This is a genomic window from Sphaerimonospora mesophila, assembly GCF_001417795.1.
In the GTDB taxonomy this organism is placed as follows: Bacteria; Actinomycetota; Actinomycetes; order Streptosporangiales; family Streptosporangiaceae; genus Sphaerimonospora; species Sphaerimonospora mesophila.
Genome location: NZ_BCBX01000030.1, coordinates 176,496 through 200,229, shown reverse-complemented (window position 1 = coordinate 200,229; position 23,734 = coordinate 176,496). Strand labels below are relative to the sequence as shown.

Sequence of the window (23,734 nt, the reverse complement as noted above, 5' to 3'; positions counted from 1 at the left end):
CGGCAGGCCCGGAAGGAGTGATCGGTAATCCCGGAAGGACGACATGAGCAAGCTGCCGGATGGTTTGGAGCCCATCGACCCGCTGACCTGGCGGACGATTGTGGCTCGCTGCCTTCTGGGCTCCACGGTCAAGCTCGTCGCTCTCACGCTTGCCAACTACGCCAGCCCCAACGGGGCCGATGTCCGGCCCGGGGAGAAGCTCCTCGGCAAGGACACGGAGCTAGGTGAACGGACGATCCGCGACGCGTTGCGGAAGCTGCGCGAGGTCGGGCTGATCTACCGGGTTTTCGAGGCGTCCGCGATGGGGCTGGCTGACCTCGCGGATGAGTACCAGCTGACTTTCCCGAATGACTTGGAGAGCCGTATCCCGATGTGGGACCCCAAGCGCAAGAAGATCACTAAGGGGGGTGTCGAGCAGGCACCGCCGACGCCGCATCGCAGGAAGCGGACACCCAAGGCACCGGCAACAGATGCCGGTGGTCCGGCTGTGGATAACTCACCCCCACCGGCAACTCCTGCCGGTGGTTTCACCCCTGAGAATCACCATGAAACGGACGCGCCCGAGGGGCTACCCGAAGGTAACCACCGGCAACTGATAACCGAACCACCGGCAACTCATAACCAAACCACCGGCAGGAGTTGCCGCCCACCTAGCCATACACCTAGCCAATCACCTAGCCATAACTCAGGGACCTCTCCGTACGGCGCTGAGGTGGAAGGGAAGACAGCCGAACGCCGCGAGCCTTCGGCCGAAGATTCCCCGATCACGCTCCCCAGTCCCGGACCCGGCCGCGTCGACTACGCGAGTGCCCGTGACGCGCTCGCCCAGTTACCCGACCTCGGCTCCGCGCTCATCGACCAGGCCCGCGCCGAACTCGGCGACACAACCTCCATCACCCGGCTCGTCATCCACGCCGCAACCCTCGCGAGGAGTCCACGATGACCCGCACTACCCGCTTGCGCTGCATCAGCGTCGAGGCCGCTGCTGCCGTCGTCGCCGAGGCCACACGGCCCGGCGACCGCGTGCACACGGTCTACCAGGACGGCCCGACCGTCGTCATCAGCTACGCGGATCTCCGCTTCCCCATGGATGTCGCCGAGTGGGCGTTCGCCAACGGTCACGCCCACGACGGCGACGCAGCCCGCGTCATCACCAACGCCCAGATCGGCGTGTGAGGCCAATCCGACCCCATCCCTGGAAGGGACCACTAGACGTGAAGATCTACTACGACACCGAGTTCCTCGAAGACGGCGAGACGATCGAGCTGATCAGCATCGGCATGGTCGCCGAGGACGGACGGGAGCTGTACGCCGTCAACGCTGACATGCCGTTCAGGCGGGTCATCCGCCACGACTGGCTACGCGAGAACGTCGTACCGTCGCTGCCGGTCGCTCCTTGCCTGCCTGGACACCGCTGCTCTTCGCATGGCGGAGGCCACCTCGATACCGACCACCCCGATGTGCGGCCTCGCGCGCAAATCGCACGCATGGTCGAGGCGTTCATCCTGGCTTCCCCTGAACCGGAACTGTGGGCCTACTACGCGGCGTATGACCACGTGGCCCTGTGTCAGCTCTGGGGTCGGATGGTCGATCTGCCAGATGGGGTGCCGATGTTCACCCACGACATCAAGCAGGAGGCCGCCCGGCTGGGGAATCCGCCGCTGCCAGAGCAGGCCAGTGGTGAGCACAACGCCCTTGCGGACGCTCGCCACAACCGCGAGATGGCTGAGTACTTGGCTGGATTCGCGAACGGGGACGTTCATGCCTGAGATCTCCGCTGAGGCCCTTGTGGATCAGGCGACACGGGATGCTGTCGCCGCTCTGGCCGCGCGTGTCCGCCGCAGGGACGAAGCCGCCCCCGACGACCGCCCAGACGCCGAGCCGTTCGCCATCGAGTTCCTTACCGCGTTGCGGGCGCAGGGCTGGCGGCCTACCCCGGCCTGGCCGGTGGTGCCGTGGCAGCGGACCACCCCGCCTCCGAGCCCTGGCACTGCCGCGCGTGGCGCTGCTCTCGCCCGCCGAGCCATAGCAGGGGAGACGCCTTCACCAGGCCAGGGCCGCAACGAGAACGAGATGGAGAGGACATCACAGTGCTGACTCTCATGGACTGGTTTTGCGGAGCCGGCGGCTCCTCCCAAGGAGCCCACGCCGTGCCCGGCGTCGAGGTGAAGCTCGCAGCAAACCATTGGGAGCTTGCTCTCGAAACGCACGCGGCTAACTTCCCGGATGTCGATCACAAGCAGGGGAAGATCCAAGAGTCTCCCGTCTATGACTGGCCGGTCGCTCACATCCACTGGGCGTCGCCTGAGTGCACCAAGTGGACGGTGGCGAACGGCAAGAAGCGGACGTTCCATCGTTCCCGGCAGGACGAGCTGTTCCCTCGGGAGAAGACCGAGGAAGAGATCGCCGAAGAGCAGTCGCGCGCCCTGATGGAGCAGGTGCCCACCTACCTGGAAGGTGTCGTAGCCCGGGGGAAGCTGGTCCTCGCCGGCGTCGTGGAGAACGTCATCGACGAACGCGCGTGGGACGGCTTCGACGACTGGCTTCGCCGCTTCCACCGCATGGGATACAAGACCCGCGTCATCGCGCTCAACTCGATGCACGTCCAGCCTGTTCGCACGCTCGCCGCGCCGCAGAGCCGGGACCGCTTGTACGTGGCGTACTGGCACCGCTCACTCGGCCGGGATCCGGACTGGGACAAGTGGCTGCGTCCGCGCGCCTGGTGCCCGGTCTGTGACGAGATGGTCGACGCGATCCAGGTGTTCAAGAACCCGCGCAAGGACATGGGCCGCTACCGCCAGCAGTACCTCTACCGGTGCCCCCGCGCCACTTGCCGGAACGCGATCGTCGAACCCCCGGTGCTGCCCGCGTGGACGGCGATCGACTTCACCCTGCCCACGAGGAAGATCGGCGAGGGGAGGCCGGAGAAGAAGTTCACGCCGTACGCACCGGCGACCATCGCGCGGATCAAAGCGGGGATGGAGCGCTATTGGGTGCCGCTTCTGGCTCCTGCTGGTGGGACCTGGCGTAAAGAGGCAACGCCGGTCACCGTGCCGATGCCGACCCGGACAACGACCGAGAACGACGGCCTGGCGGTGCCGCCGCTTCTCGTCCCGACCGAGGGACGCGAAGGCAAGGCGGCGATCCCCGCGACGGAGCCCGGCCGCACGCAGACCACGCGCCGCGAAACGGGGGTGGCTTTCCCGCCGTTCATCATCCCGATGCGCGGTGGCGGCGACAAGGAACAGGCCCGGCCGATCAGCGCACCCCTTCACACGGTCACCGCCGGGGGCAACCACCACGGGCTGGTCACCCCGGAACCGCTACTCGTCGCCTACTACAAGAACGGCACCGCCAAGCCGGTATCCGAACCGGTCGGCGCTCTCACGACCAAGCACCGGTACGGCCTGGCTACGCCCGCGCCCGTGCTCGATGTCAACGAGGTCGGGTTCCGGATGCTCGAACCCGAGGAGATCGCCCGGGGAATGGCGTTCGGCGACGGCTACGTGGTGCTCGGGAACAAGAGAGCCCGCGTAAAGCAGCTCGGCAACGCGGTGACCCCACCAGCGGCCGAGGTCCTGGTGTCCGCACTCGTCGAGGCCATCACTGGCGAGGAACTGGAGAGGGCGGCATGACCGCCGTTCACCCGTCGTTGGTGGCTCGTCTCGCTGAGATCCGGCAGGAGGTCGCCGGACTGCTGGGGGACATCGACACCCGCGTCCGGCCCAAACCGGACCGCATCGACACCGGGCGTCTGCCCGGCCCGGTGTGGGAGCCCGCCACCGGGTGGACGATCCGCGTAATCGACCCCGACGAGACCCCCGCCAGCGTGTTCGTGAACCACCCGCACATGTGGGACGACGACATCGTCCCGGCCGACCCGATCGACGCGCGGCGGATCGGGATGGCGTGGCTCGCCGCCGCGGACTGGGCCGACAAGCTCCGCGCCCGCGATACCGCCGTGTGAACCCGTGGGGCGGCCTGTGGGAGGCCGCCCCGCCCTCTGGCCAGCCCCAATCCCCTGAAGGAGAACGCCATGGCCCTGCCTCAGATCCCGCTCGATCAACGCCGGGCTCATCCCCGCCGAGAGCTGACCTGTCGAACCCCATCGCCAACCGAACCGAACCGAGGAGTAACCCCGTGACCGAATCCCCTGACGGCCCCAAGATCGACCGGGCCGCCGCAGAGAAGGTGCACTACGTTGACCCGCGTGTCCGACTGCTGGCCTCAACCCGCTGGCGCCTCGCCACCGGCTGGAGCCACCGGAGCTGGCTGGCATTCGGCAAGAACAACCCGGACGCGCTGATCCAGGAGGCACGGGACTGGCTCCGTGCCGCCGTGGCCGCCGGGATCCTTCCGCTGGACGCCGACGCAGACGTTGTGGCCGTGCCCGCCGCCGACCTGCGGAACGCCGTCGAGGTGTTCATTGAGGAGGCCGCCACGTGCGCGAACCCCGACTGCGCCTCACCGATCTGCCGGGCCATCGCCCGCCTGCGCGGCGCCCTGAACGGGGGCGGCCGTGGCTAGCCGCGAACGAGCGCTCCACCCGGATCGAACTCCCAACCGATACCGAAAGGACCACCTCAGCATGAGCATGATCCCCGAGCAGACCACCGCCCCCGCCTGGCGCCGCTCCACGCGTTGCGCGTCGGCGAACAACTGCGTCGAAGTCGCGACCGACCCCGACTACGTGATGGTCCGCGACAGCAAGGACCCTGAGGGCCGGCCGTTGGTGTTCACCCACGCCGAGTGGGCCGCCTTCGTCGAGGGGGTGAAGGCCGGCGAGTTCGACCCGCCCACGCAGCTGCCGGACTACATCACGATCGACCCGTCACGGGGCGATTGCGGGGAGCAGGGCGCGCACTGGCACTGCACCATCCACCGGCACTGCGGGACGTGGGTCGGCCAGGACGACAACGCCGCGGCGGCCCGTCGTGAGGCGGTCGAGCACCTGAACGAGCTCCACTCCGGCTGGGACAAGTGAGGACCAGCAGTGTGCTACGACGAACCGCTCCTCCAAGTGTGGTGGGTGTGCACCAGGCACCCCAAGCCGCACTACAAAAGCCTGTCCGCTGACAACCCCGACGCCAGGCACCGCATGTACTGCACCCGCTGCGAACGATCAGGGATCGCAACGGAGATGACCCCTTGCGAAGAGCCCAACGAGGGGACTACCCATGCCTAAGCGCGTCAAGGTCCAAGGGGACCTGTTCCACGGCCGGGTCCCCGATAGCGCGGTGTACGTGGGCCGGGGCGCTCCCGGCCTGCCCGCCTCCCCCTACCGCAATCCGTTCCCCGTCCGCCGGTATGGGCGGGAGGAGTCCCAGCGGCGGTTCCGCGAGTACGTGGCCGCCAGCCCCGAACTTGTCGAGCGCGCCCGCCAGGAGCTGGCGGGCCGTGATCTCGCCTGCTGGTGCGGCCCGGACGACTGGTGCCACGGCGACGACTGGCTCCCGATCGTGAACAGCGAGGCAGCCCATGTCTGATCGAAATTCTTGGGCGCAGACCCCCGGCTTCAGCCGTGGGGTTAGCCCATCCCTCTCGACCCTCAGACATTAGATAGCTCCAAGCTGTATACTGTTCGGGTGGCTGTAACACTGCGGTCGAACAGCAATGTCGTCTTCCAGTGCGCGTACCACGTCGTGTGGTGCCCAAAGTACCGGCGGCGCGTGCTGGGCGGCCGGATCGAAGAACGCCTGAAGGACCTCATCCGTGAGGTCGTGGATGAGAAAGGGGCATGGCTGGTGGAGATGGAGGTCATGCCCGACCACGTCCACCTCCTGGTTGAAGTCGATCCGCAGTACGGCATCCACCGTCTGGTGAAGGCCATCAAGGGCCGCTCGTCCCGCGTGCTGCGGGAGGAGTTCCCGCACCTGAAGTCCCGGCTGCCGACGTTGTGGACGAACTCCTACTTCGTAGCCACGGTCGGCGGCGCGCCACTGGATGTGGTGAAGCGGTACGTCGAGCAGCAGAAGGGCCGTTGAATGCTGACCGGCCGCCGCTACCTGCTGGCCTTCACCCCCGAGCAGGAGGAGTTCGCCGAGAAGATCGGTGACGCCTGCCGGGTTGTGTGGAACACCGCGCTGGAGCAGCGCCGACAGTACCGGCGGCGCGGCGCGTTCATCGGTTACGTAGAGCAGGCGCGGCAAATGGCCGAAGCCAAGCGCGAGTTCCCGTGGCTGGCCGAGGCCCCGTCGCACACGCTTCAGCAAACGCTGCGCGACCTTGAGCGGGCATGTAAGACGCACGGCACGTTCAAGGTCCGCTGGCGCTCCAAGCGGAAAAACGCGCCGACGTTCCGCTTCCCCGATCCCAAGCAGATCACCGTGGAGCGAATCTCCCGTCGCTGGGGCCGGGTCAAGCTGCCCAAGCTGGGCTGGACCCGCTTCCGGTGGACACGCCCGCTCGGCGGGCAACTTCGCAATGCCACCGTGCTCAAGGACGGTGGGCGCTGGTACATCTCCTTCTGCGTCGAAGACGGGCTGATGGAGTCCGCACCGAATGGCAAACCCCCGGTGGGGGTGGATCGTGGTGTCACTGTCGCAGTCGCTACCTCGTCCGGGTGGATGCGTGACCGCGAGGTCGTCACCCCAGGGGAGGCGGTACGGCTCAAGCGTCTTCAGCAGCAGCTCGCCCGGCAGCGGAAGGGCTCCAACCGGCGCGCGGCCGCCCGGGCGAAGCTGACCAAGCTGAACGCCCGCATCCGCGCCCGGCGTACCGACTTCCTGGCGTGGACCGCCAACCGCCTCACCCGTGACCACGGACTGGTCGTTGTGGAGGACCTCAACATCCGGAACATGACCGCCTCTGCCAAAGGCACGCTTGCCGAGCCGGGGAGGAACGTCGCCGCCAAGGCTGGGCTGAACCGGGCGATCCTGGCCAAGGGATGGGGCGGTCTGCTGACCGCCTTAGAGCACAAGGCTCGTTACAACGGCTCCCGTATTCTGCGGGTGCCACCTGCGTTCACATCGCAGACCTGCCATGCCTGCGGGCACTGCGCGCCGGACAACCGTGAGAGCCAAGCGGTGTTCCGGTGCCGCGCCTGCGGCCACCAGGCCAACGCCGACGTGAACGCCGCGAAGAACATCCTCGCCGCCGGGCTGGCGGTGACAGGGCGTGGAGACCTCGCCGTTGGGCGGTCTGTGAAGCGCCAACCACCCAAGGTAGAGGCAGCGTGAACGCGCCTCAGCCACGGGAATCCCCCGCCTTCAGGCGTGGGGAGGAAGTCAACTCTCCCATCTCGCCCTGCTGGACGTGGACCCCGTCCGCGTGTACAAGACGCTGCGCCGTGCCGGGCTCAACCCGTGGCCGCCTGTCCCGTACGGTCCGGCAGGAATCAAGGTCGTCCTCGGCGACTGGGCAGCAGGGTCGGTGATCGTGTCTCAGGCCGAGATCGATGGCGTGCAGTGGATCCACGCGTCGATCGCCTTGAACACCCGGATGCCCTCCTACGAGGACCTGACCATGCTCAAGCAGGCCGTGTTCGGGGACCGCCGCGAGGCGTACCAGGTGTTCCCCAGCAAGCGCCGGCACGTGAACATCCACCTTCATGCCCTTCACCTGTGGGGCAGAGCAGATGGCGCGCGGGTCCTGCCGGACTTCGGTGCCGAAGGGACCATCTGATGGCTACTCACTCCGCAGTCCGTTTCGCTGCCGCTCTGGCGGCCTTGTACGCCGCCCACGAGGTCGGGGATCACTGGGTTCAGACGCATGCGCAGGCGAGCGCGAAAGGCGGCACGGGAGCACAGCAGCGTGCCGGTCAGGCGGCGTGCGCCCGTCACGTTGCGACGATGACGCTCACGAAGGCAGTCGTGCTCGGCGTTACCGCGAAGGTGACGAGGACTCGGCTTCCGCTCGGCCGCACCGCCCTCGCGCTCACCCTGGACGCGGTCAGCCACTACTGGGCAGACCGCCGCTACACCCTGGCCGCTCTGGCCGCGCGGCTCGGCTCGGGCGAGTTCTACCGACTCGGCAGGCCTCGCCCTGGCCACGATGACAACCCCACCCTGGGGACGGGCTCCTACGCGTTGGATCAGGCGTGGCACATCGGCTGGTTGTGGGTGGCGGCCCTCATCATCGCCAGCGGAGACGCCGATGTCTGAGATCCCGGCGGAAGCCGTACAAGCCACCGAGCACGCGATCGAGGCGGCGTTGAGATCTCGCCCGTTTGACCCGTTCTTCAAGGGCGACGAAGACTTCGCACGCGCTGCAATCGAGGCCGCCGCACCGTTCATCGCCGAGCATGCACTCCGGACGGCGACCCGCGAACAGCACGAAGCGATGATCCGGACTATCACCGCCGAGGCCATCAACGAGGAGCGGCCGAAGCTACTCGCCGCGGTTGAGCAGGTCACCGACGAAGCCGTGGCGAAGCGGGCAGTTGCCATCGCTGAGCAGGCTCGCGCTGAGGAGCGTGCCCGCATCATCGCCGACCTCCGACGCGCCGCCGCTGGCCGACGGGAGTACGCCCAGGGCGCACCCGTAGAAGCTCGCCGGGCGCTGCTGGTCGAGGCGGCAGCGTTCGACAACGCGGTCAAGCTCGTCGAAGGCGACGTGCTGACGATGACGGGGCTGCTGCCGTCGTGGCGGTGGACCGCTGAGGAAGCGGAGTTCGTCGCGCAGTCGAAGGGAGACGCCTCCGATGCCTGACCTCCCGTCGACCACGTTGGAGCTGGCTGCGCGGGCGGTGCTGTCCCACCCGTGGGGGTCCGGCCCGTGGAGCGCACACAGCGAGCACCGGTTCGACATTGAGTGTGCGGTCTGCCAGGGGGACGTGCGCCGGGTCCTCGCGGTCGCCCTGGCCGACGAGACCGAGCATGCCCATCAGCTTTCTAACGCGCATGCCAATGAGCATGCTGACCGCCACCGGTACGCGGCCGCGCTCAACGCCGAATGGGCCCGCCTCGCTTCCGAGCAGCGGATCGTCACGAACCTTGGACCTGACGACCTCACCGCCGCCGTCCTGACCGTACGAGACGCCGAGCTGGAGCGGCTGCGCGAGCGCGTGGCCGAGCTGGAGCGCATCGGCGGCAACTGCTCCTACGCCTGGGACGAAGCCACCACCGAGCAGGCTCCCGGGCGGGAGGTGACGGCACCGTGAGCGCGTGCGTGTTCTGCGCCATCATCGCGGGGGATGCGCCCGCCCAGGTGGTCCGCTGGTGGTCGGACGCGGTCGCGTTCGTCCCCCTCGGCCCGGTCACGCCGGGGCACACGCTGGTGGTGCCCCGGGTGCACGTCGAGGACGTGGCTGACGACCCCGCCGTCTCCGCGACAGCCGCTCGCGCTGCGGCGGAGTTGGCCGGCGGGTGGGACGCCTGCAACGTCATCACCAGCCGGGGAGCCGAGGCGACCCAATCCGTCTATCACCTGCATTGGCATGTGGTTCCCCGACGTCAGGGTGATGGGCTCGCGCTGCCGTGGACACCCCGCTAGCCCTGGTCCCGCTCGACTCTGAGCCGGTCGAGCCGTGCCCGGTCGGCAAGTGCGAGGACTGCCACCGGCGCCTCACCGACCCGCGATCCATCGCCATGCGACTGGGCCGGGACTGCGCAGCCAAACGTGGCATCACGCTCACCACGCCTCGGGTGCGGTTCGGCCGGGCCCGGGCCTGGGTGGACGTGGACGGGCAGCTCGACCTGTTCGAGGACGGCGGGGACGGGAAGCCCACCCAAAGGTAAAACTATGTCGCGTTGAACTTGACAGCGATGCCGCCCAAAGGGCAAACTAAGTCACGTTGAACACGACAGAGCGATTGAGGGGGACGACGCGATGACCACCACGGACATCACCACCGCCCAGGCCACGGTGAACACCGTCAACAGCGCCATCACCCGGATCGCTGACCGGCTCGTCGCCGACGGCGCCCACCGAGGCCGCGCCATCGACGCCGCGACCGACTACGTCCTCACCCGGATGGCCGCCGAGCGGCCGACCGCGTTCGGGGCGTACGTCCGCTCCCTGGCCGTCCTCGACGCCCAGGCATGACCCCGCCACCCCCACCCCTCCCAGGGCGGCCCCCGATCAATACGCAACCAGGAAGGCACCAATGGCCGAGATCGAGATCCACGAGCTGACCGAGCAGGAGTGGGAGGCAGGGAAGTCCGCGACGCTCGACCGGCTCGGCTGCACCGAGGCCGAACTCGAGGAGATGGCCGCGACGGGGGAGTACGCCTCGCCCCGGCACCGCAAGGCATGGCTCGCCATCAAACCCGCCCGATGACCACCATCGGTAACCGCTCGACCGACCCGGAGGAGACGATGACCACCGCTACCGTCAACACCGCCGACGTGGTGGAGCTCCTCCGCGCCGAGCTTGCCCTGATCGGCCGCACCCCCACTCCCACCGACGTGCAGGCCGTCATGCGGTTCGGCTTCACCCCGACGAAGTACCTGATCCTCGCCGACGACCGCCCCGTCCGTTTCGCGATCAACCGCCTCGCTGCCATCGTCGCCGCGCGCTCCGCCGACCACCTCCACCCCGAGGCCCGGATCGAGGTCGAGTACCGGCCCACTGGGGAGCGTGCCGTCGCCGGCATGGACGGCCGGTTCGTCCACACCGTGGGCGTCTACCACTGGAACTGCTCCGCCTGGCACGAAGACGACGAGGACGACTGCCCGTCCTGCACGGGCTACCGCAACCACTCGACCGAGGAGGTCGCATGAGCACCGCCACCAGGACGTTCACCCGTATCACCGCCCCCGACGGCCGACGGATCCTCTACCCCGGCACCCAGGCCCAGGCTGAGGCCTGGTTAGCCCTGCAGGAGACCCACGACACCGACCCTGAGTTCCCCGTGCTGCTGGCCCAGCTCCGCGGCGAGACCGACCAGACCTGACCACCTCTGAAGGAGAGGCCATGACCGCCACCACGCCCGAGGCCGTCATCATCACCAAGCCCGGATACGACACCGTCCGCATCGGCCCTATCCACTTCCACCACCAGGCCGCCGCACACGCGGCACGGGCTGAATCCCCAGCCTTCAGGCTGGGGAGCGCGTCAACGGGCCGAGTTGATGACCCGCGCCCGGTGGGAGGCTGAGGTCATGCCCCGCGTGCTCGGCCGCGCCAGGGCCAAGGGGAGCAGCCGGTGAAAGCCCTGACTGTGAGGAACCCGTGGGCGTGGGCCATCGCCCACGGCGTGAAGACCATCGAGAACCGCACCTGGAACACCACCTACCGGGGCCGTTTAGCGATCCACGCCGCCGCACGACCCGACCGTGAGGATGCGTTCGCCCGCGTCTACGAACTGACCGGCGCGTACGTCCTGAAGTCACCCGCGTCGGCGATCGTCGCAGTCGTTGACCTGGTGGACGTCTGCACCGCCCAAGACTGCGAGTGCGGACCCTGGGCGGTACCTGGGCAACTCCACTGGCAGTTCGCGAACGCGCGCGAACTGCCCGACCCGGTGCCTTGCAAGGGACGGCTCGGCTTATGGGACCTCAATTCCGAGGCGGAGGCGGCAGTCCACGCGCAACTCGGTGCTCGCGTTGCCCCAGGTTGCTGACTCGGAGCGGGGGTTTTGCCGTGTCGTGTGGGGTCTCCCTTAAAACTTTGTCGTGTTCGGCTTGACGGTGGACGTATCGACCGGGAAACTATGTCATGTTGAACGCGATAAAGGCGATTGGAGAACCAGGATGGCCCTCGACACCAACAACCTGATCAACCGGATCGACACCCTCGTCGAGGGCTACACCACCCACGACCTCACGGTCAGCGACGACGCGATGCGCTCCACCCCCGAACCTCACAACGAGCCCGACGAGCTCGACGACATCTTCGGCGAGGTCATCCACACCTACACCCGCGCCCAGGCCCTCGCCGACGGCACCCTCGTCGCCGTCCCCGAACGCCTCGCCCGTGAGGCCGGGCTCCGCGCCCCCGTCGCCATCACCCGCGCCGCGTGGGAGGACTGCGTCGCCTGGGACGACGCGGACAACCGCCGCAAGGGCACCATCCAGGACGAGGACGGCCGCCTGTGGGACGTCCTTTGGATGGCCGCCGCTGGGATCCGCCGAGCCCCCGGCAGCACGAGCCGGATCAGCTTCCCGCTGTACCGGACCCCGCGCCCCGGCCGGGCTCGCGCACCCCGCATGGTCCGTCTTGACGTGGTCGCCGGCCCTGGTGATGACGGCGAACTGGTGCTGACCATCATGCAGCAGGACGAGGACTAACCCATCGTGGCGCTGGTGCCGCACCCTGTCGGATGCGACACCAGCGCCCCTCCATTCCCGATGCTCCGAAAGGACGCACTTGACCAGCCACGACAACCACCCCGACGCCACGCTCAGCCTCACCGAGCACCTGCCCGACGGCAGCGTCGTCTACCAGTCCTGGACGATCTGCGCCTGCTCTGCGCCCGGCCTGCGCGGCATGCTCGGCGACCCTCACCACGAGACGTACGCCACCCGCGAGCAGTTCGAGGCCACGGCGCAGGCCGTGGCCGACGTGGACTCCGGCCCCACCCTGTGACGTGAGAACCCTGACAAACCGAAAAGAGGAGTAACACTGTGACTGAGAAGACGTCCGCTGAGCAGCTGCGCGCCGCCGCCACCAAGCTCCGCGCCAACCCGGAGCGCCCCGTAGACGAGCCGCTCGCCGCCCTGCTCGACGATGCGGCGGCCAGGCTCGAATTCTTCGCGAGGTTCAGCGAGAAGGCGCTCCCGACCGTCCAGTACGAGCTGGCCGTGGCTCGCGTGATCCTCGGAGGCGACCGTGGCTGACAACGACCTCCGCCAGCGGTACGAAGACACACTCCTGGGCGCCCAATGGCATCCGAGACGGCAAGAAGACCGCGACCGCGTCCTATCCGCACTGCTGGCCGTACGGGACGACGAGCTGACCGCTGCTATACAGCGCGCCGAGCAGGCCGAGGCCGCGCTGCCGCAGTGCAACGGCATCTGTCTCCGCGCCTCGGACGTGCTCGACGACCTGAGCCGTGTCGTCGGGAATCCCGTGGCCCGTGCTCACCGGTCCTGCCCCCGGCATGGGGACCTGGAGGCGGCAGCGTGGGAACTAGACGCCGCGCTGTCCAAGGCTGAGGCCATTATCGCCCGTGTCCGGGCCGCTATCGCGCATCCGGTGATGTGCGGACCTAACGCAATTCCCTCGGTTCCTGTCGCGGCGATCCACTCTGCGTTGGAGGGAGAGACATGATGATCGTTCTGCCTGACCTTCACCACGTCGACCCGTCCGCGCTCAAGCCGGGGCATATCATCCGCGTCACTGACGGGCCGCTGGCCGCGAGCGACCTGTACGGCATCGTCCGCGCCATCAAGCGGTACCCCGCCGGGTGGCGGATCCGCTGGGACATCGCCGTGCCCGTCGGCCCGCGTGAGCCGTCCACCGGCGTCTTGCACGTCCCCGCGGGGGATCGCGTCTCGTGTGTTTCACGGGAGCAGTGGCGGCGTCTGTGTCCTCGCCGGGTAGACCTCAATGTGCCAGGGTGCACAGCGGGGCCGGGCGATGGGACGCCATAATCCTTGTGTGGTTGACATGGACGCAGATTTTTGGAGCCCGAAGGAAGTCGCGGAGTATCTGGGCGTGAAGCCGCAGACCGTGCACAGGTATCGGGTCCGTAGCGATGACCTCCGGAAGCGGCAGGCCGCTGGTGAGGAGGTGACGCCGACGCAGCTTGCTGGTGCTCTCCCGATGGAGGATCAGATGATGGGACGTACCCCGGTGTGGCGTCCGGAGACGATCGTGGAGTGGAAGAAGCGCCGGCGGGGGCGGGGTGTTGGTGGTGGGCGTCCTCGGAAGAAGCCTGCCGAGGGGTAGCCGGACCGGGGTTTGTGGAGCCGTTCGCGTGGTGGTCGCGGGCGGCTCTTTTGTTTGCGCTGATGTTGTTGGGGTCACAGCCTAAAACTTTGTCGTGTTCGGCTTGATACTGTCTTCCCTCTCTGGAAAACTTAGTCCTGTTGAACGGGACAGCAAGTGATTGGAGAAGGGCCATGACCACCACGCAGAACACCACCACCGCCCGGTGCCTCAGCTGCCACCGCCCTCTCCGCTCCGCCCGCTCCATCGCCAACGGCCGCGGCCCCCGCTGCCAGGCCAAGGTCGCCGCCGCCGCCAACGTGGTCGACCTCACCGACTACAAGCCTGCCCAGGCCGACAAGGCCCGCGAGTTGATCGAGCAGGGCGCGATCCTCCCCACCCGCCGCCCCGGCATCTACCTCACCGTCGCCTCCGACGGCACCACCACCTACCTCACCCACTCCGCACAGTGCACCTGCAAGGCAGGCCGCCACCAGCGCCGCTGCTACCACACGGCAGCAGCCCGCATCCTGACCGCCGCCGCCCCGGCCCGCCGCGCCGCCTAACGAGCAGAAAACGAGCAGAAAGGGAACGTTCCATGACTGACCTCACCACCTACGCCGAGTGGGAGTACGCGCTGGAGAAGGCCGACTACGACGGCCCCTACGACGACGAGGACTACGACGAAGACCCGGACTACTACTACGGCGAATGATCTTGCTTTGTGAGAGTGCCATACGTACGGGAGGAGGTTGATGTGGAGATCCAGCGCGGCACCAAGTTTCGGCTCTACCCGACCCCTGAGCAGGCCTCCATCTTGGAGGAGCAAGGCCACGCAGCCCGTGGGTTGTGGAACCTTCTGCACGAGTGGTGGACGTGGGGTGGGCGTCACCGTCGCCCGAGCCTGAAGCAGGCTGACGAGGCGATCCGCCAGGCACGTAAGGAAATCGACTGGCTGACCGTACTTCCCGCCCAAGCGGCACAGCAGGTGCTCAAGCACTACACGCGGGCGTGGGCGAACTTCTGGGATGGCCGCGCCAAGCCGCCGCGCTTCAAGTCCCGTATCCGGTCCCGCATGGTCATCGACGTTCCCCAGGGGCGCGACCTGGACGTGACGAAGCTGTCACGCCGCTGGGCCACCGTGAAGATCCCCAAGGTTGGCGTGGTTCGCTTCCGCGCCCACCGGGCTATCCCCGGCAGGGTCACCGGGGCGCGGCTGGTGAACGAGGCGAACGGCTGGCACATCGTCTTCCGTACCACCTGGGAGCAGCCCGACCCCGCCCCGCACGCTGGCCCATCGGTTGGCATCGACCGGGGTATCGCCGTCCCACTCGCGTTGTCGGACGGCAACCACCAGCATCACGGGCCGTGGCTTCGCCCGAAGGAAGCTGAACGGCTGCTGCGGCTGGAGCGCCAGTCCGCCCGCCGGAGGCGCACCCGCGTGCGAGGCGAGGCCGACTCCAAGCGGCTGACCCGTACCTACGACCAGATCGCTGATCTTCGGGGGCGTGCCGCGCGTCGCCGTGCCGACTGGCAGCACCAGACCACCCGCCGTTTGGCTGACACCTACAGCCTCATCGGCGTTGAAGACCTCAACATCGCTGGCATGACCCGCTCGGCGCGCGGCACGGTCGCCCACCCGGGCCGCAACGTCCGCGCCAAGGCCGGGCTCAATCGAGCCATTCAAAGCGAGGCATGGGGCCAGCTCGCCGAGCAGCTCACCTACAAGACCGCCGAACGTGGCGGCACGATCGTCCGCGTTCCCGCTCCCGGCACCTCCCTGCGGTGCCACGTCTGCGGGTTCATCACACCCGGATCGCGTGAGAGCCAAGCGCGGTTCGTGTGTAAGAACCCCCAGTGCGGTTGGGCCGGGAACGCTGACCTCAACGCCGCCCGCAACATCCATCACGCCGCCGTAAGGGCGGCAACCGCGCCGGGAAGCGGCGTGGCAGGACGCGGAGCCCTCCAGCCGTTGGGCGGGGCGACGAAGCGTCAACCGAAGCGAAGGGAACCCGTCTCATGAACGGGCATTCGCTGGAAGCCCCCGCCTTCAGTTGGGGGAGCCTTCACTACTACGGCCAATAGCCCCCCCCAGGGCCCGACCCCCTCCGGGGCCCACCCCCTTCGGAAGGAACCCCGCGATGCCGAAGAACACCCCCGCCCCTCGCACGGGCGCCCGCCTGGTCGAGCTGCGCCGCTCCAACGCCTCAGGCCGCCACGACCCCCGGCCCCGCCGCGCCCGCACCCGCGCAGCTGCCCGTCGCGCGGCCCTGCGCGACCAGCAGAACTAACCCCCTGCCCCGTCCCCCTGCACCCCCGCTGAGAGAACGAGGAAACGCGATGCACGCCACAGCCCAGCTCATCGGCAGCCGCTCGCACCAGTGCGACGCCACCGCCACCCACACCCACGCCGGCACCCGCGCGTACGTGTTGCTCGACGGCATCGGCTCCTCCGACACCGTGCGGGAGTGGACCCGTACCGCAGCCCGACGCCTGGCCCGCGCCGCGGCCCTCCAAGCCAGCGCCGAGGGCGGCCTGCGCACGATCCACGCGGTCGCCGCCGCCGAGTGCGACTACTACGGCGCGCCAGCCGCTGTCGCAGTCGTCGCCGTCGCCGCCCCGGGCAAGCCGTTGGAGGTCGCGTGGTGTGGCGACGCCCGCGCCTACCTCCTCACGGCCGACGGCACGCTGGAGCGGCTGACGAAGGACCACAACATGCGCCAGACGCTGCTAGACCTCGGTCAGGAGCCCGACCAGTACGCCCGTAACCACGTCACCTCCTACCTGGGCGACTCCAGGGACGCCCCCGCCATCGGCGCCCGGAGCACCGCCCAGCATGGCCGTTTGCTGCTCGCGTCCGACGGCGCGTACGAGCCGCTCGAGGACGACGGCTGCGACCTCGCCTCCTACCTGACGGGCTCCCCGCGTACCGCCGCCCGTGCCTTGACCACCGCCGCGATCGGGCACGCGACCCGGCACGCGGACAACGCGACCGTCCTCGTAGCCGACCTCGACTAAGACCGCACCGTCGATCAGGGAGGAAACACCATGTACGTCTGGGTGACCCAGAGTGGCGAGTTCCACCAGGGCGGCGGCATCGACAGCGTCTACGCGACCAAGCGGGCCGCCCGCGCCGGCCTGCCCCCGTACACCGAGGAGGAGTGGACACGCGAACGCGAACGCACCCTCACCGCGTTCCTCGCCAACCCACCCGAACCGCTCCCACTCGCCGAGGCCGTACGCCGCCACTGGCGCCCAGGCCGTGCCGCGTGGGAACGCTGGCATGCGGAGAACCCCGGTGTCTGCGACTGCCAGCCTGGGCGCCCGTCGCAGTTCTGCCTACCGGACGTTCCCGGCTGAACCAGCAGAACGCTAGGCCAGCAGAACACCGACGGGCAGGCACACTTGAGAGGCAAGATCCGTGATCGGGGGAGGGGCACGCATTGTCCGGTGTGAGAGGCGGTGACGGCCGCTACACGCGCGACCCTGAGACTGCCGTCCGGGACGCGGAAGCCTGCCGGCTACGGGCGCGTGGCCTGTCGTATGAGCAGATCGCCGAACAGCTCGGCGTATCGCGAAGCAACGCCTATCTGGCTGTGCAACGGGCCATCGCCGACATCGTCCGCGAGCCAGCCGAGGAGGTCCGACAGCTCGAGCTTGTCCGCTTGGACGAGATGCACCGCGCCGCGCTGGGCGTGTTGGAGGCCACGCACTACGTGGTGGACAAGGGCAAGGTTGTCATGTGGGACGGGCAACCGTTGATCGATGACGGGCCGGTGCTCGCGGCGGTGGATCGGATGCTGAAGATCCAGGCCCGGCGTGCGGCGCTGCTGGGGTTGGACGCGGAGAAGAAGGTCAGCCTGTCCGGCGGGGTGACCTACGAGGTCGTCGGTGTCGACCCTGCCCAGTTGAAATGACCACCACGTCTGATCACCTGGTGGTGCGGTACGAGCCGCGTGGCGCGGCCCGTGCCCTGTTCACCGAAAGATCATCCGAAGTCGTGATCGCCGGTCCCGCTGGGACCGGGAAATCGCTCGCGGCGTTGTTCCGTGTCCACCTCGCCGCGCTGTCCACGCCGGGCATCCGGTGCCTGATCGTCCGGAAGACCGCGGTTTCGCTCGGCGCCACCACGCTGGTGACGTTCGAGCGGAAGGTCGCCGCCGAGGCACTCGCCGCCGGGCTGGTCCGCTGGTACGGCGGCAGCACCCGGGAAGCCGCCTCCTACCGGTACTCCAACGGCAGCGTCATCGTCGTCGGAGGCATGGACCGCCCTGAGCGCGTCCTGTCCTCAGAGTTCGACCTGGTGTTCGTCGACGAGGCGACCGAGCTGACCGAGACTGACTGGGAAACCCTCGGTACCCGACTGCGAAATCAGGTGCTGTCGTGGCAGCAGCAGATCGCCGCGTGCAACCCCGTCCACCCCACCCATTGGATCAAGCAGCGTGCCGACCGCGGCGCGATGGTGATGCTGAACTCCCGCCACCGGGACAACCCCGCCTACGTCAACGAGGACGGCACCCTCACCGAAGCGGGCCGGGACTACATGGCCAAGCTCGACGCTCTCACCGGTGTGCGTCGACTTCGGCTGCGCGACGGGTTGTGGGCCGCCGCCGAAGGGCTGGTGTACGAGGAGTTCGACCCCGTCGTGCACCTCGTCGACCGGTTTACGCCGCCCGACGATTGGCCTCGCTGGTGGTCCGTCGACTTCGGCTACACCAACCCGTTCGTCTGCCAGTTCTGGGCCGAAGACGGCGACGGCAGGCTCTACCTGTACCGGGAGATCTACTACTCCGGCCGCCTCGTGGAAGACCACGCCCGGCAGATCCTCCGGCTCGTGCGACGTTGCGAGCAGTGCTGCGGGTCTAAGGCCGCAGACCACGACTGCCACGACTGCCGTAAATGCCGCCTCGTGTGGGCCGAACCGCGGCCTCGGGCGGTGATCTGCGACCACGACGCCGAAGACCGTGCCACGTTGGAACGCCACCTCGGCATCCCCACCGCCCCAGCGAAGAAGACCGTCACCGACGGCATCCAAGCCGCGCAAGCCCGCTTCCGAGTCGCGGGGGATCGCCGGCCTCGGCTCCTCATCATGCGCGACGCCCTCGTAGAGCGTGATCCGAAGCTGGAAGAGGCGAAACGCCCCTGCTGCACTGCCGAGGAGATCCCGGGGTACGTGTGGCAGTCCTCGCCGGGTAAGCCGCCGAAGGAGGCCCCGGTCAAGGAGAATGATCACGGTGCTGACGCGATGAGGTACGTCGTTGCTGCTCGCGATCTCGTCGGTTCCAGCGTCGTCCGTTCACCCGCCCGGGCGCGGCCGACTGAGGCGAGGACGGGCCGAGGGAGCGCTGCTGCTCGGTACGGCCGGCCAGTCACCGGAGGCGGCAAGCGATGAGCACCGGCATGTTCCTCGCCGTGTTCGGCGGGCCGTTCCTTCTCGTGACCGGCGCGTGGGCGTGGCTCGTCTTCGACCTGTTGCTCGTGCGGGACCGGGGACTGCTCGCGCTCGGCGTGGGCCTCGGCGGGTGGGCCGCGCTCACCGTGACCATGTCCCTGCTGTCCTACAACCTCATCGAGTAACGGCTGTGCCCGCGTCGGATGGTGAACGGCGCTAGAGGTACCAGCTTGATAACGCTTGAAGACTAACCAGGCCCCACGAGCGCTCACGAGACTTCACGAGCGCTCGCCAGACTCCACGAGCGCTCACCAGACCCCACGAGACACGAGTTGCGGCAGCTCAAGGGCATCACCCATCGTTGGCCTATGCACTCATTCCATGATCGGAAAAGCTTTGGAGAAGCCCACGAACTCCGCATCTGCGCAGAACTGGAGACACGCAACTGGGCTGTAAACCCATGGGGGCAGTCCATCCTCCGCGAAGAAATCAGACGCGCTATCGCACGTACCCGCTGGGCCAATTTTCCTGACCTGGTCGCAGTACGAGACGGTGATCTGGTTGCGATCGATGCGAAGGACCGCATGAGCAGCGCAGACACTGGCCGGTACGCCGTCTCCCAGAAGTGTGTGAGCTTCGGGCTCCAGTTCATCGCCGCGTTCGGTGTGCCGATCTTCTATGTGTTCGGAAACCTCGGCGTTCTCACGCCGCAGGAGGTGATGGCCTACGGGTCTCGCGGGCCTCGTGGTCTTGGGGGCTCGTACTACCTCATCAACGGCAGGCTGGCCCATCAGTTTGACGACGTGTTCGGTCATCCGGCCGTCTACGGGCAGAAGGAACGAAATCAGGACGAGGTCGCCTGAAAGCTGATCCACGCTGGGCGCTTCCGGGCCCGGCTGGACGGCAGCGGACGCTCCCGGACGGATCCGGACGCGAACTGTTCCCTGTGCGGATAGTTGTGGGGCGAAATATCTCTGACTGCGGCGCTTCAAAGCTGCTGTTTTCTGGCCCGATTTTAGATTCACGGAATGCCAATTCCCGGAACCTAAGCGTGCTAGAGTCGAGCCACCCGACCCCAAGACCAACGGGAGCAACGATCACCATGGCCCGAGAGAAACACTCAATCGAGATCTCCGCCTGGCTCGAACCGGACGAGCATGACGACGAAGCCCAGGCATGGGAGACGCTGCAAGCTCGGCTCCGGGAAACCTTCGAGCAACTACGTGCCGACCCGGCACTCGCACCGATCGCCGACAGGCTCGACCTGGACATCAGCCCTTACAAGATCCCGTAGGAGTCCCCCATGAGCCTCAAGTCCCGCTCCAAGCTGGACCGGAGATCGTTTCAGGCTGAACGATCACGCCACGCCAGGGCGGCAGTTAAGGCCGCTGCTGCCACTCCAGCAACAAGTGTCTACAGATGCGCGGAATGCGGTGACGGCACCCGCCTGTACGCCTGGACGCATGTCGTGGCGCACGGCCCGGTCAGCGCTAAAGGAGTCATCGACCACTACGACTGGACCGACGACGATGACGACGTCATCGAGGAGTCGATCATCTGTTCGGTCCACGGCGAGGGCTTCGTCGAGAAATTGATCGACGGCCTGTACAGCTCCGCGATGGTCGACGGCCGTTACGTTTCGCCCACGGTCGAACTGGCCACGGCCCTACTGAACGAGAGCGACGTCAAGTGGGACGTACGGCATCGCGAGTTGTACAACCTGGCGTTGAGGATCAGTGGTCGAGCCGTGCGTCCGATGGCCCCGGAGGACATCGCGAGGTTCGAGGAACTGGCGGAGGCCAGGGTGCGGCAGGCGGTGGCCGATGACCGACCTTGAGCCGCCAACAATGGATGACGCGACCGGCCTCGTCCCCGTTGTCGTCGAGCACGCCCATCTGCCTGCTGTCCCGGCCGCGCCCGCGTGTAACCCGTTCCATGTCTACTTGGACAACCTCAAGAGCGAGGAGTCCAAGCGGACGATGCGCGGCTGCTTGAACCGGATCGCCCGCCTCATAGCCGAACTCGACGACGAACAGTGGAACGCCATGCCCACGATCGAGCGGGAGAACTTCGGCGCCACCCTGGGCTGGGACCGCCTCACCTACGGCCACACCGTCAAGATCCGCACGAAGCTCTTGGAACAGGGCTGGTCCCCCAGCCATGTGAACAAGCACCTCGTGGCGCTGCGCCGCGTCCTGAAGGAAGCATGGAAGCTCGGCCTGATGGACGCCGAGACATACCAGCGCGCCGCCGACCTCGAAACCGTCAGCGGGAGTCGAGTCCCCGCCGGGAAGGACGTCCCCGGCGAAAGCCTCGCCGCCGTGCTCCGTAGCTGCGACGCCGACGCCGAAACTGAGGGACACCGCGTGATCGGCCTCCGCGACGGTGCCCTGTTCGCCACCCTGTTCTCCACCGGCTGCCGCCGAGCCGAACTCGTCGGTCTCACCCTCGCCGACTACAACCCCGGCACCCGCTCCCTCAAAGTCCGCGGCAAGGGCGACAAGGAACGCCTCGTCTACCTCATCCCCGACGCGATGGCCCGAGTCGAAGCCTGGCTCGCCGCACGCGGCCGTGCCCCCGGCGCCCTGTTCCCCGCGCTGCGCAAGAGCGGCCAGATCCTCTACGACGACGGCGGCCGGATGAAACACATGACCCCCCGCGCGCTCGGCGTCGTCCACGACCGCCGGTTCGGCAAAGCCAAGACCGCCCGCCGGACCCCGCACGACTTCCGCCGCACCTACGTCGGGGAGCTGCTTGACGCCGGGGTGGACCTCGCCACGGCTCAGGCGCTGGTCGGCCACGCATCCCCAGCGACAACCGCGCGGTACGACCGGCGGCCGGAGCGGCGCCGGCGGGAGGCGACAGACCGGCTGAGCCTCCCCTCGCTTGACCCCGAGGAGCAGCAGTGACGGTTACCTCGTCGAGCCGCGCTCCTACTGGCAGAGCTTCAAGCCCTCTTCGATCAAACGGTGAGTAGTGATCTTTATCGGCGGGCCGATCTCGACCGGTACGGTTTCGTCGCTCAGCCACATCGGGTCATCGGGCTCTAGCCGCCGGTACTTGCCGGTTCCCATGGCTCGGCCGTTCAGCGCGTACGTCGTCGAGGACCCGTCCGGCGTGAATACCACTTCGTTTCCGAAGGGGCATGCCAGCCGCCCAGCTCCGGCGGCGAAAGGCCAGGGTGTCACTTCAGCTGAGGTGACGTGGCGTCCGGTTTCCTCCTCCGACGTCGCCGGGCTGCTGCATGCGGTCAACGCCATGACAGCGGCAGCAGTGGTAGCGGCGGCGGATTTGAAGGACAAGGGAGGCTCCTCGAGGGCTGGGATGCCCCAGTATCGCAGCGGAGCCCACGGGAAGTAGGGAAAACCGTCCGGTTAGAACAGCGGCTCTTGCAGAGGGACTGCGGGGATCTGCCTCGCCTCCAGAAGGTGGAGGCAGCGGCGGCAGGTGACCGGCGCTTCCGACACGTGCAACCGGCGGGGGTCCCATCCGGCGACGCCGACGTGACAGGCCGGGGCGGGCAAGGTCTCACCGCGGTGGTCGGTCGCGGTCCCGGCCAGGTGAACCACGCGGGAGTTGTCGAGGCGGAGAGCGACGTCCAGCACGCTGAGCGGCGGGTCGGCTGTGCGCCGGCCGAGGCGGCGCAGGGTGTGCGCGCGTCGAGGCGTGGAGGGGGCCATTCACCCACGGTAACAACCAGGACTGACACCGTCACAGGGATTACTTTTCTGGCAGGTCGCTTGACGAACAAGGAATCACGACCTTGACCCCTATGATTGGCGGCAAATCGGGAGATCTTGGGGGGTTGCCCGTGATCAATATCGCCGTGCTTGCCGTGCTCGCGCTCGCTGGTTACCGATCAACCCAGTTGATCGTCTGGGACTCGATCTTGGACCCGATCCGAGACCGCATCCACCTGTGGCAGGCACACCGCCCCGAATCGAGACCCCGCGAGCTGATCACCACCCTCATCAGCTGCCCATACTGCATGGGATTTTGGCTGTCCGGGATCATCCTCGCCGTCTACCTCACCTGCACGGGCACCTGGGGTGACGCGCACTGGCTGCTGCATGGCGTCGAGTGGTTCGCGATCGCCGGCGGTGCGGTCCTCCTCAACCGGTGGGACGACACCCGGGCCGCGGTATGAGCGCCACGACGTGCGTGGATGAGGTGATCCTCGCCGCCGACGTCGCGGTCTGGCGCGCACTCGAAGTCAGCGGCAAACGCCTCCTCACCCGTGACCGGCGGTCCCGCTACCAGCACATCCCCCCGTACCTGCTGCACACGCAGATCCGGGTGGATGACGACGACCTGGATCGGCTCCTCACCGGTGCGTGGACGTGCCTCCGCCAAGCCCTCGCCGCTACCCCCGGCGGGAGCGTGGACAAGGACCGGCTGATCCGCGCGGCCGACGAATACGTTCGCGCGCTGCTCCGCTCGGGTGTGCCGCACGAGCTGCGGTGGCTCGCTGCTGCCCTCCAAGGCGCGGAGATCTGCTCCTGACCATGGGCCGTCGCTAGGCTTACATGAGTACCATCGCGGGCTGCTGGCTACGGGCCGGGCCGGACTCCACACCTGATCCGAGGTGCC

General features: G+C 67.8%; 43 protein-coding genes. 41 read left to right on the top strand and 2 right to left on the bottom strand.

The window, feature by feature from the left end; all coding sequences use genetic code 11:
• Positions 1-43 precede the first annotated feature (43 nt).
• The 39 genes from AP234_RS35790 (at position 44) to AP234_RS01030 (ending at position 22,053) form a co-directional block, all read left to right on the top strand.
• A complete protein-coding gene (locus tag AP234_RS35790; RefSeq protein WP_152990177.1) occupies positions 44-943 on the top strand; it encodes a hypothetical protein in 900 nt (299 codons plus the stop codon).
• Positions 940-1,176 carry a hypothetical protein gene (locus AP234_RS01200; protein ID WP_055477632.1) on the top strand — a complete coding sequence of 79 codons (237 nt, stop codon included), beginning with the start codon at positions 940-942 and terminating at the stop codon, positions 1,174-1,176. Before AP234_RS35790 ends, AP234_RS01200 begins: the two co-directional genes overlap by 4 nt.
• A gap of 38 nt (positions 1,177-1,214) precedes the next feature.
• Positions 1,215-1,769: a 3'-5' exoribonuclease gene (locus tag AP234_RS01195; RefSeq protein ID WP_055477631.1), complete on the top strand. Its 555-nt coding sequence runs from the start codon at positions 1,215-1,217 to the stop codon at positions 1,767-1,769.
• A gap of 333 nt (positions 1,770-2,102) precedes the next feature.
• The gene (locus tag AP234_RS01190) at positions 2,103-3,635 is read left to right on the top strand and encodes a DNA cytosine methyltransferase (protein ID WP_063842757.1); all 1,533 of its coding nucleotides are present in this window, start codon (positions 2,103-2,105) and stop codon (positions 3,633-3,635) included.
• Positions 3,632-3,967 (top strand): hypothetical protein, encoded by a 336-nt coding sequence (locus AP234_RS01185; protein WP_055477629.1) that lies wholly within the window; start codon positions 3,632-3,634, stop codon positions 3,965-3,967. The genes AP234_RS01190 and AP234_RS01185 overlap by 4 nt, the downstream gene beginning before the upstream one ends.
• Positions 3,968-4,140: 173 nt before the next feature.
• On the top strand, positions 4,141-4,527 hold the full coding sequence (locus AP234_RS01180; protein WP_055477628.1) for a hypothetical protein: 387 nt from the start codon (positions 4,141-4,143) through the stop codon (positions 4,525-4,527).
• Positions 4,528-4,588: 61 nt separating this feature from the next.
• A complete protein-coding gene (locus tag AP234_RS39350) occupies positions 4,589-4,984 on the top strand; it encodes a DUF397 domain-containing protein (RefSeq protein WP_063842726.1) in 396 nt (131 codons plus the stop codon).
• Between the two features lie 193 nt (positions 4,985-5,177).
• Positions 5,178-5,486 carry a DUF4326 domain-containing protein gene (locus tag AP234_RS01170; RefSeq protein ID WP_055477627.1) on the top strand — a complete coding sequence of 103 codons (309 nt, stop codon included), beginning with the start codon at positions 5,178-5,180 and terminating at the stop codon, positions 5,484-5,486.
• Positions 5,487-5,585: 99 nt separating this feature from the next.
• Positions 5,586-5,984 (top strand): IS200/IS605-like element ISTfu1 family transposase, encoded by a 399-nt coding sequence (gene tnpA, locus AP234_RS01165; protein WP_055477626.1) that lies wholly within the window; start codon positions 5,586-5,588, stop codon positions 5,982-5,984.
• Positions 5,985-7,178, top strand: coding sequence for an RNA-guided endonuclease InsQ/TnpB family protein (locus AP234_RS01160; protein ID WP_055477625.1), 1,194 nt, complete (start codon positions 5,985-5,987; stop codon positions 7,176-7,178).
• A gap of 76 nt (positions 7,179-7,254) precedes the next feature.
• Positions 7,255-7,623, top strand: coding sequence for a DUF7694 domain-containing protein (locus AP234_RS01155; protein ID WP_055477624.1), 369 nt, complete (start codon positions 7,255-7,257; stop codon positions 7,621-7,623).
• A 167-nt stretch (positions 7,624-7,790) separates the two neighbouring features.
• The gene (locus tag AP234_RS01150; RefSeq protein WP_235557895.1) at positions 7,791-8,102 is read left to right on the top strand and encodes a hypothetical protein; all 312 of its coding nucleotides are present in this window, start codon (positions 7,791-7,793) and stop codon (positions 8,100-8,102) included.
• Positions 8,095-8,649 (top strand): hypothetical protein, encoded by a 555-nt coding sequence (locus AP234_RS01145; RefSeq protein ID WP_055477622.1) that lies wholly within the window; start codon positions 8,095-8,097, stop codon positions 8,647-8,649. The genes AP234_RS01150 and AP234_RS01145 overlap by 8 nt, the downstream gene beginning before the upstream one ends.
• Positions 8,642-9,100, top strand: a complete 459-nt coding sequence (locus tag AP234_RS01140; protein ID WP_055477621.1) for a hypothetical protein — start codon at positions 8,642-8,644, stop codon at positions 9,098-9,100. The genes AP234_RS01145 and AP234_RS01140 overlap by 8 nt, the downstream gene beginning before the upstream one ends.
• A complete protein-coding gene (locus tag AP234_RS01135; protein WP_152990176.1) occupies positions 9,097-9,432 on the top strand; it encodes an HIT domain-containing protein in 336 nt (111 codons plus the stop codon). The genes AP234_RS01140 and AP234_RS01135 overlap by 4 nt, the downstream gene beginning before the upstream one ends.
• Positions 9,417-9,677, top strand: a complete 261-nt coding sequence (locus AP234_RS01130) for a DUF6011 domain-containing protein (protein WP_055477620.1) — start codon at positions 9,417-9,419, stop codon at positions 9,675-9,677. Before AP234_RS01135 ends, AP234_RS01130 begins: the two co-directional genes overlap by 16 nt.
• Before the next feature lie 91 nt (positions 9,678-9,768).
• Positions 9,769-9,984: a hypothetical protein gene (locus AP234_RS01125; protein WP_055477619.1), complete on the top strand. Its 216-nt coding sequence runs from the start codon at positions 9,769-9,771 to the stop codon at positions 9,982-9,984.
• A gap of 61 nt (positions 9,985-10,045) precedes the next feature.
• Positions 10,046-10,219 (top strand): hypothetical protein, encoded by a 174-nt coding sequence (locus tag AP234_RS36970; protein ID WP_160330356.1) that lies wholly within the window; start codon positions 10,046-10,048, stop codon positions 10,217-10,219.
• The gene (locus AP234_RS01120) at positions 10,216-10,662 is read left to right on the top strand and encodes a hypothetical protein (RefSeq protein ID WP_055477618.1); all 447 of its coding nucleotides are present in this window, start codon (positions 10,216-10,218) and stop codon (positions 10,660-10,662) included. Before AP234_RS36970 ends, AP234_RS01120 begins: the two co-directional genes overlap by 4 nt.
• Entirely contained in the window at positions 10,659-10,835 is a 177-nt protein-coding gene (locus AP234_RS36965) for a hypothetical protein (RefSeq protein ID WP_160330355.1), read from the top strand. The genes AP234_RS01120 and AP234_RS36965 overlap by 4 nt, the downstream gene beginning before the upstream one ends.
• Positions 10,836-10,855: 20 nt before the next feature.
• Positions 10,856-11,038, top strand: coding sequence for a hypothetical protein (locus AP234_RS01115; protein WP_055477617.1), 183 nt, complete (start codon positions 10,856-10,858; stop codon positions 11,036-11,038).
• A 48-nt stretch (positions 11,039-11,086) separates the two neighbouring features.
• Positions 11,087-11,503 (top strand): ASCH domain-containing protein, encoded by a 417-nt coding sequence (locus AP234_RS01110; RefSeq protein ID WP_063842725.1) that lies wholly within the window; start codon positions 11,087-11,089, stop codon positions 11,501-11,503.
• Between the two features lie 130 nt (positions 11,504-11,633).
• The gene (locus AP234_RS01105; protein WP_200926181.1) at positions 11,634-12,170 is read left to right on the top strand and encodes a DUF6573 family protein; all 537 of its coding nucleotides are present in this window, start codon (positions 11,634-11,636) and stop codon (positions 12,168-12,170) included.
• Between the two features lie 79 nt (positions 12,171-12,249).
• Complete coding sequence (locus AP234_RS01100; protein ID WP_055477615.1) at positions 12,250-12,468, top strand: hypothetical protein; 219 nt, start codon at positions 12,250-12,252, stop codon at positions 12,466-12,468.
• Positions 12,469-12,506: 38 nt separating this feature from the next.
• Positions 12,507-12,719: a hypothetical protein gene (locus AP234_RS01095; RefSeq protein WP_055477614.1), complete on the top strand. Its 213-nt coding sequence runs from the start codon at positions 12,507-12,509 to the stop codon at positions 12,717-12,719.
• A complete protein-coding gene (locus AP234_RS01090) occupies positions 12,712-13,152 on the top strand; it encodes a hypothetical protein (RefSeq protein WP_055477613.1) in 441 nt (146 codons plus the stop codon). Before AP234_RS01095 ends, AP234_RS01090 begins: the two co-directional genes overlap by 8 nt.
• A complete protein-coding gene (locus tag AP234_RS01085; RefSeq protein WP_055477612.1) occupies positions 13,149-13,475 on the top strand; it encodes a hypothetical protein in 327 nt (108 codons plus the stop codon). The genes AP234_RS01090 and AP234_RS01085 overlap by 4 nt, the downstream gene beginning before the upstream one ends.
• Before the next feature lie 471 nt (positions 13,476-13,946).
• A complete protein-coding gene (locus AP234_RS01080; protein WP_055477611.1) occupies positions 13,947-14,318 on the top strand; it encodes a DUF6011 domain-containing protein in 372 nt (123 codons plus the stop codon).
• Positions 14,319-14,509: 191 nt separating this feature from the next.
• Entirely contained in the window at positions 14,510-15,775 is a 1,266-nt protein-coding gene (locus AP234_RS01075) for an RNA-guided endonuclease InsQ/TnpB family protein (protein WP_063842723.1), read from the top strand.
• A 118-nt stretch (positions 15,776-15,893) separates the two neighbouring features.
• Positions 15,894-16,043 carry a hypothetical protein gene (locus tag AP234_RS37580; protein ID WP_162492444.1) on the top strand — a complete coding sequence of 50 codons (150 nt, stop codon included), beginning with the start codon at positions 15,894-15,896 and terminating at the stop codon, positions 16,041-16,043.
• A 49-nt stretch (positions 16,044-16,092) separates the two neighbouring features.
• Positions 16,093-16,770 carry a protein phosphatase 2C domain-containing protein gene (locus AP234_RS01070; protein WP_055477610.1) on the top strand — a complete coding sequence of 226 codons (678 nt, stop codon included), beginning with the start codon at positions 16,093-16,095 and terminating at the stop codon, positions 16,768-16,770.
• A gap of 30 nt (positions 16,771-16,800) precedes the next feature.
• Complete coding sequence (locus AP234_RS01065; protein WP_055477609.1) at positions 16,801-17,112, top strand: hypothetical protein; 312 nt, start codon at positions 16,801-16,803, stop codon at positions 17,110-17,112.
• 92 nt (positions 17,113-17,204) lie between these two features.
• Complete coding sequence (locus AP234_RS01060; protein ID WP_055477608.1) at positions 17,205-17,669, top strand: sigma factor-like helix-turn-helix DNA-binding protein; 465 nt, start codon at positions 17,205-17,207, stop codon at positions 17,667-17,669.
• Positions 17,666-19,144: a phage terminase large subunit gene (locus AP234_RS01055; RefSeq protein ID WP_055477607.1), complete on the top strand. Its 1,479-nt coding sequence runs from the start codon at positions 17,666-17,668 to the stop codon at positions 19,142-19,144. The genes AP234_RS01060 and AP234_RS01055 overlap by 4 nt, the downstream gene beginning before the upstream one ends.
• Positions 19,141-19,329 (top strand): hypothetical protein, encoded by a 189-nt coding sequence (locus tag AP234_RS01050; RefSeq protein WP_055477606.1) that lies wholly within the window; start codon positions 19,141-19,143, stop codon positions 19,327-19,329. Before AP234_RS01055 ends, AP234_RS01050 begins: the two co-directional genes overlap by 4 nt.
• Positions 19,330-19,476: 147 nt before the next feature.
• Positions 19,477-20,007 (top strand): hypothetical protein, encoded by a 531-nt coding sequence (locus AP234_RS34165; RefSeq protein ID WP_200926180.1) that lies wholly within the window; start codon positions 19,477-19,479, stop codon positions 20,005-20,007.
• A 239-nt stretch (positions 20,008-20,246) separates the two neighbouring features.
• A complete protein-coding gene (locus AP234_RS01040; protein ID WP_055477604.1) occupies positions 20,247-20,438 on the top strand; it encodes a hypothetical protein in 192 nt (63 codons plus the stop codon).
• Between the two features lie 9 nt (positions 20,439-20,447).
• Positions 20,448-20,981: a hypothetical protein gene (locus AP234_RS01035; RefSeq protein ID WP_152990173.1), complete on the top strand. Its 534-nt coding sequence runs from the start codon at positions 20,448-20,450 to the stop codon at positions 20,979-20,981.
• Positions 20,982-20,991: 10 nt separating this feature from the next.
• Entirely contained in the window at positions 20,992-22,053 is a 1,062-nt protein-coding gene (locus AP234_RS01030; protein ID WP_063842722.1) for a tyrosine-type recombinase/integrase, read from the top strand.
• A gap of 24 nt (positions 22,054-22,077) precedes the next feature.
• Here the strand turns inward: AP234_RS01030 and AP234_RS35785 are convergent, their stop codons facing one another.
• Together AP234_RS35785 and AP234_RS01020 are read right to left on the bottom strand one after the other, a co-directional pair.
• The gene (locus AP234_RS35785; RefSeq protein WP_152990172.1) at positions 22,078-22,446 is read right to left on the bottom strand and encodes a DUF2511 domain-containing protein; all 369 of its coding nucleotides are present in this window, start codon (positions 22,444-22,446) and stop codon (positions 22,078-22,080) included.
• Positions 22,447-22,518: 72 nt separating this feature from the next.
• A complete protein-coding gene (locus tag AP234_RS01020) occupies positions 22,519-22,824 on the bottom strand; it encodes a hypothetical protein (RefSeq protein WP_055477601.1) in 306 nt (101 codons plus the stop codon).
• Between the two features lie 131 nt (positions 22,825-22,955).
• On the opposite strand from AP234_RS01020, the gene AP234_RS01015 reads away from it, so the two are divergent.
• Entirely contained in the window at positions 22,956-23,291 is a 336-nt protein-coding gene (locus AP234_RS01015; protein WP_055478172.1) for a DUF1360 domain-containing protein, read from the top strand.
• Positions 23,288-23,647 carry a hypothetical protein gene (locus tag AP234_RS01010; protein WP_055477600.1) on the top strand — a complete coding sequence of 120 codons (360 nt, stop codon included), beginning with the start codon at positions 23,288-23,290 and terminating at the stop codon, positions 23,645-23,647. Before AP234_RS01015 ends, AP234_RS01010 begins: the two co-directional genes overlap by 4 nt.
• Positions 23,648-23,734 lie beyond the last annotated feature (87 nt).

Excerpts from the sequence above, each read along its gene's own strand:
- AP234_RS35790 (WP_152990177.1), top strand. The coding sequence starts at position 44 with ATGAGCAAGCTGCCGGATGGTTTGGAGCCCATCGACCCGCTGACCTGG.
- AP234_RS01200 (WP_055477632.1), top strand. The coding sequence starts at position 940 with ATGACCCGCACTACCCGCTTGCGCTGCATCAGCGTCGAGGCCGCTGCT.
- AP234_RS01190 (WP_063842757.1), top strand. The coding sequence starts at position 2,103 with ATGGACTGGTTTTGCGGAGCCGGCGGCTCCTCCCAAGGAGCCCACGCC.
- AP234_RS01185 (WP_055477629.1), top strand. The coding sequence starts at position 3,632 with ATGACCGCCGTTCACCCGTCGTTGGTGGCTCGTCTCGCTGAGATCCGG.
- AP234_RS39350 (WP_063842726.1), top strand. The coding sequence starts at position 4,589 with ATGAGCATGATCCCCGAGCAGACCACCGCCCCCGCCTGGCGCCGCTCC.
- AP234_RS01170 (WP_055477627.1), top strand. The coding sequence starts at position 5,178 with ATGCCTAAGCGCGTCAAGGTCCAAGGGGACCTGTTCCACGGCCGGGTC.
- AP234_RS01160 (WP_055477625.1), top strand. The coding sequence starts at position 5,985 with ATGCTGACCGGCCGCCGCTACCTGCTGGCCTTCACCCCCGAGCAGGAG.
- AP234_RS01150 (WP_235557895.1), top strand. The coding sequence starts at position 7,791 with ATGACGCTCACGAAGGCAGTCGTGCTCGGCGTTACCGCGAAGGTGACG.
- AP234_RS01145 (WP_055477622.1), top strand. The coding sequence starts at position 8,095 with ATGTCTGAGATCCCGGCGGAAGCCGTACAAGCCACCGAGCACGCGATC.
- AP234_RS01140 (WP_055477621.1), top strand. The coding sequence starts at position 8,642 with ATGCCTGACCTCCCGTCGACCACGTTGGAGCTGGCTGCGCGGGCGGTG.
- AP234_RS01125 (WP_055477619.1), top strand. The coding sequence starts at position 9,769 with ATGACCACCACGGACATCACCACCGCCCAGGCCACGGTGAACACCGTC.
- AP234_RS36970 (WP_160330356.1), top strand. The coding sequence starts at position 10,046 with ATGGCCGAGATCGAGATCCACGAGCTGACCGAGCAGGAGTGGGAGGCA.
- AP234_RS01120 (WP_055477618.1), top strand. The coding sequence starts at position 10,216 with ATGACCACCATCGGTAACCGCTCGACCGACCCGGAGGAGACGATGACC.
- AP234_RS36965 (WP_160330355.1), top strand. The coding sequence starts at position 10,659 with ATGAGCACCGCCACCAGGACGTTCACCCGTATCACCGCCCCCGACGGC.
- AP234_RS01115 (WP_055477617.1), top strand. The coding sequence starts at position 10,856 with ATGACCGCCACCACGCCCGAGGCCGTCATCATCACCAAGCCCGGATAC.
- AP234_RS01105 (WP_200926181.1), top strand. The coding sequence starts at position 11,634 with ATGGCCCTCGACACCAACAACCTGATCAACCGGATCGACACCCTCGTC.
- AP234_RS01085 (WP_055477612.1), top strand. The coding sequence starts at position 13,149 with ATGATGATCGTTCTGCCTGACCTTCACCACGTCGACCCGTCCGCGCTC.
- AP234_RS01080 (WP_055477611.1), top strand. The coding sequence starts at position 13,947 with ATGACCACCACGCAGAACACCACCACCGCCCGGTGCCTCAGCTGCCAC.
- AP234_RS37580 (WP_162492444.1), top strand. The coding sequence starts at position 15,894 with ATGCCGAAGAACACCCCCGCCCCTCGCACGGGCGCCCGCCTGGTCGAG.
- AP234_RS01070 (WP_055477610.1), top strand. The coding sequence starts at position 16,093 with ATGCACGCCACAGCCCAGCTCATCGGCAGCCGCTCGCACCAGTGCGAC.
- AP234_RS01065 (WP_055477609.1), top strand. The coding sequence starts at position 16,801 with ATGTACGTCTGGGTGACCCAGAGTGGCGAGTTCCACCAGGGCGGCGGC.
- AP234_RS01055 (WP_055477607.1), top strand. The coding sequence starts at position 17,666 with ATGACCACCACGTCTGATCACCTGGTGGTGCGGTACGAGCCGCGTGGC.
- AP234_RS01050 (WP_055477606.1), top strand. The coding sequence starts at position 19,141 with ATGAGCACCGGCATGTTCCTCGCCGTGTTCGGCGGGCCGTTCCTTCTC.
- AP234_RS01040 (WP_055477604.1), top strand. The coding sequence starts at position 20,247 with ATGGCCCGAGAGAAACACTCAATCGAGATCTCCGCCTGGCTCGAACCG.
- AP234_RS01035 (WP_152990173.1), top strand. The coding sequence starts at position 20,448 with ATGAGCCTCAAGTCCCGCTCCAAGCTGGACCGGAGATCGTTTCAGGCT.
- AP234_RS01030 (WP_063842722.1), top strand. The coding sequence starts at position 20,992 with ATGGATGACGCGACCGGCCTCGTCCCCGTTGTCGTCGAGCACGCCCAT.
- AP234_RS01020 (WP_055477601.1), bottom strand. The coding sequence starts at position 22,824 with ATGGCCCCCTCCACGCCTCGACGCGCGCACACCCTGCGCCGCCTCGGC.
- AP234_RS01010 (WP_055477600.1), top strand. The coding sequence starts at position 23,288 with ATGAGCGCCACGACGTGCGTGGATGAGGTGATCCTCGCCGCCGACGTC.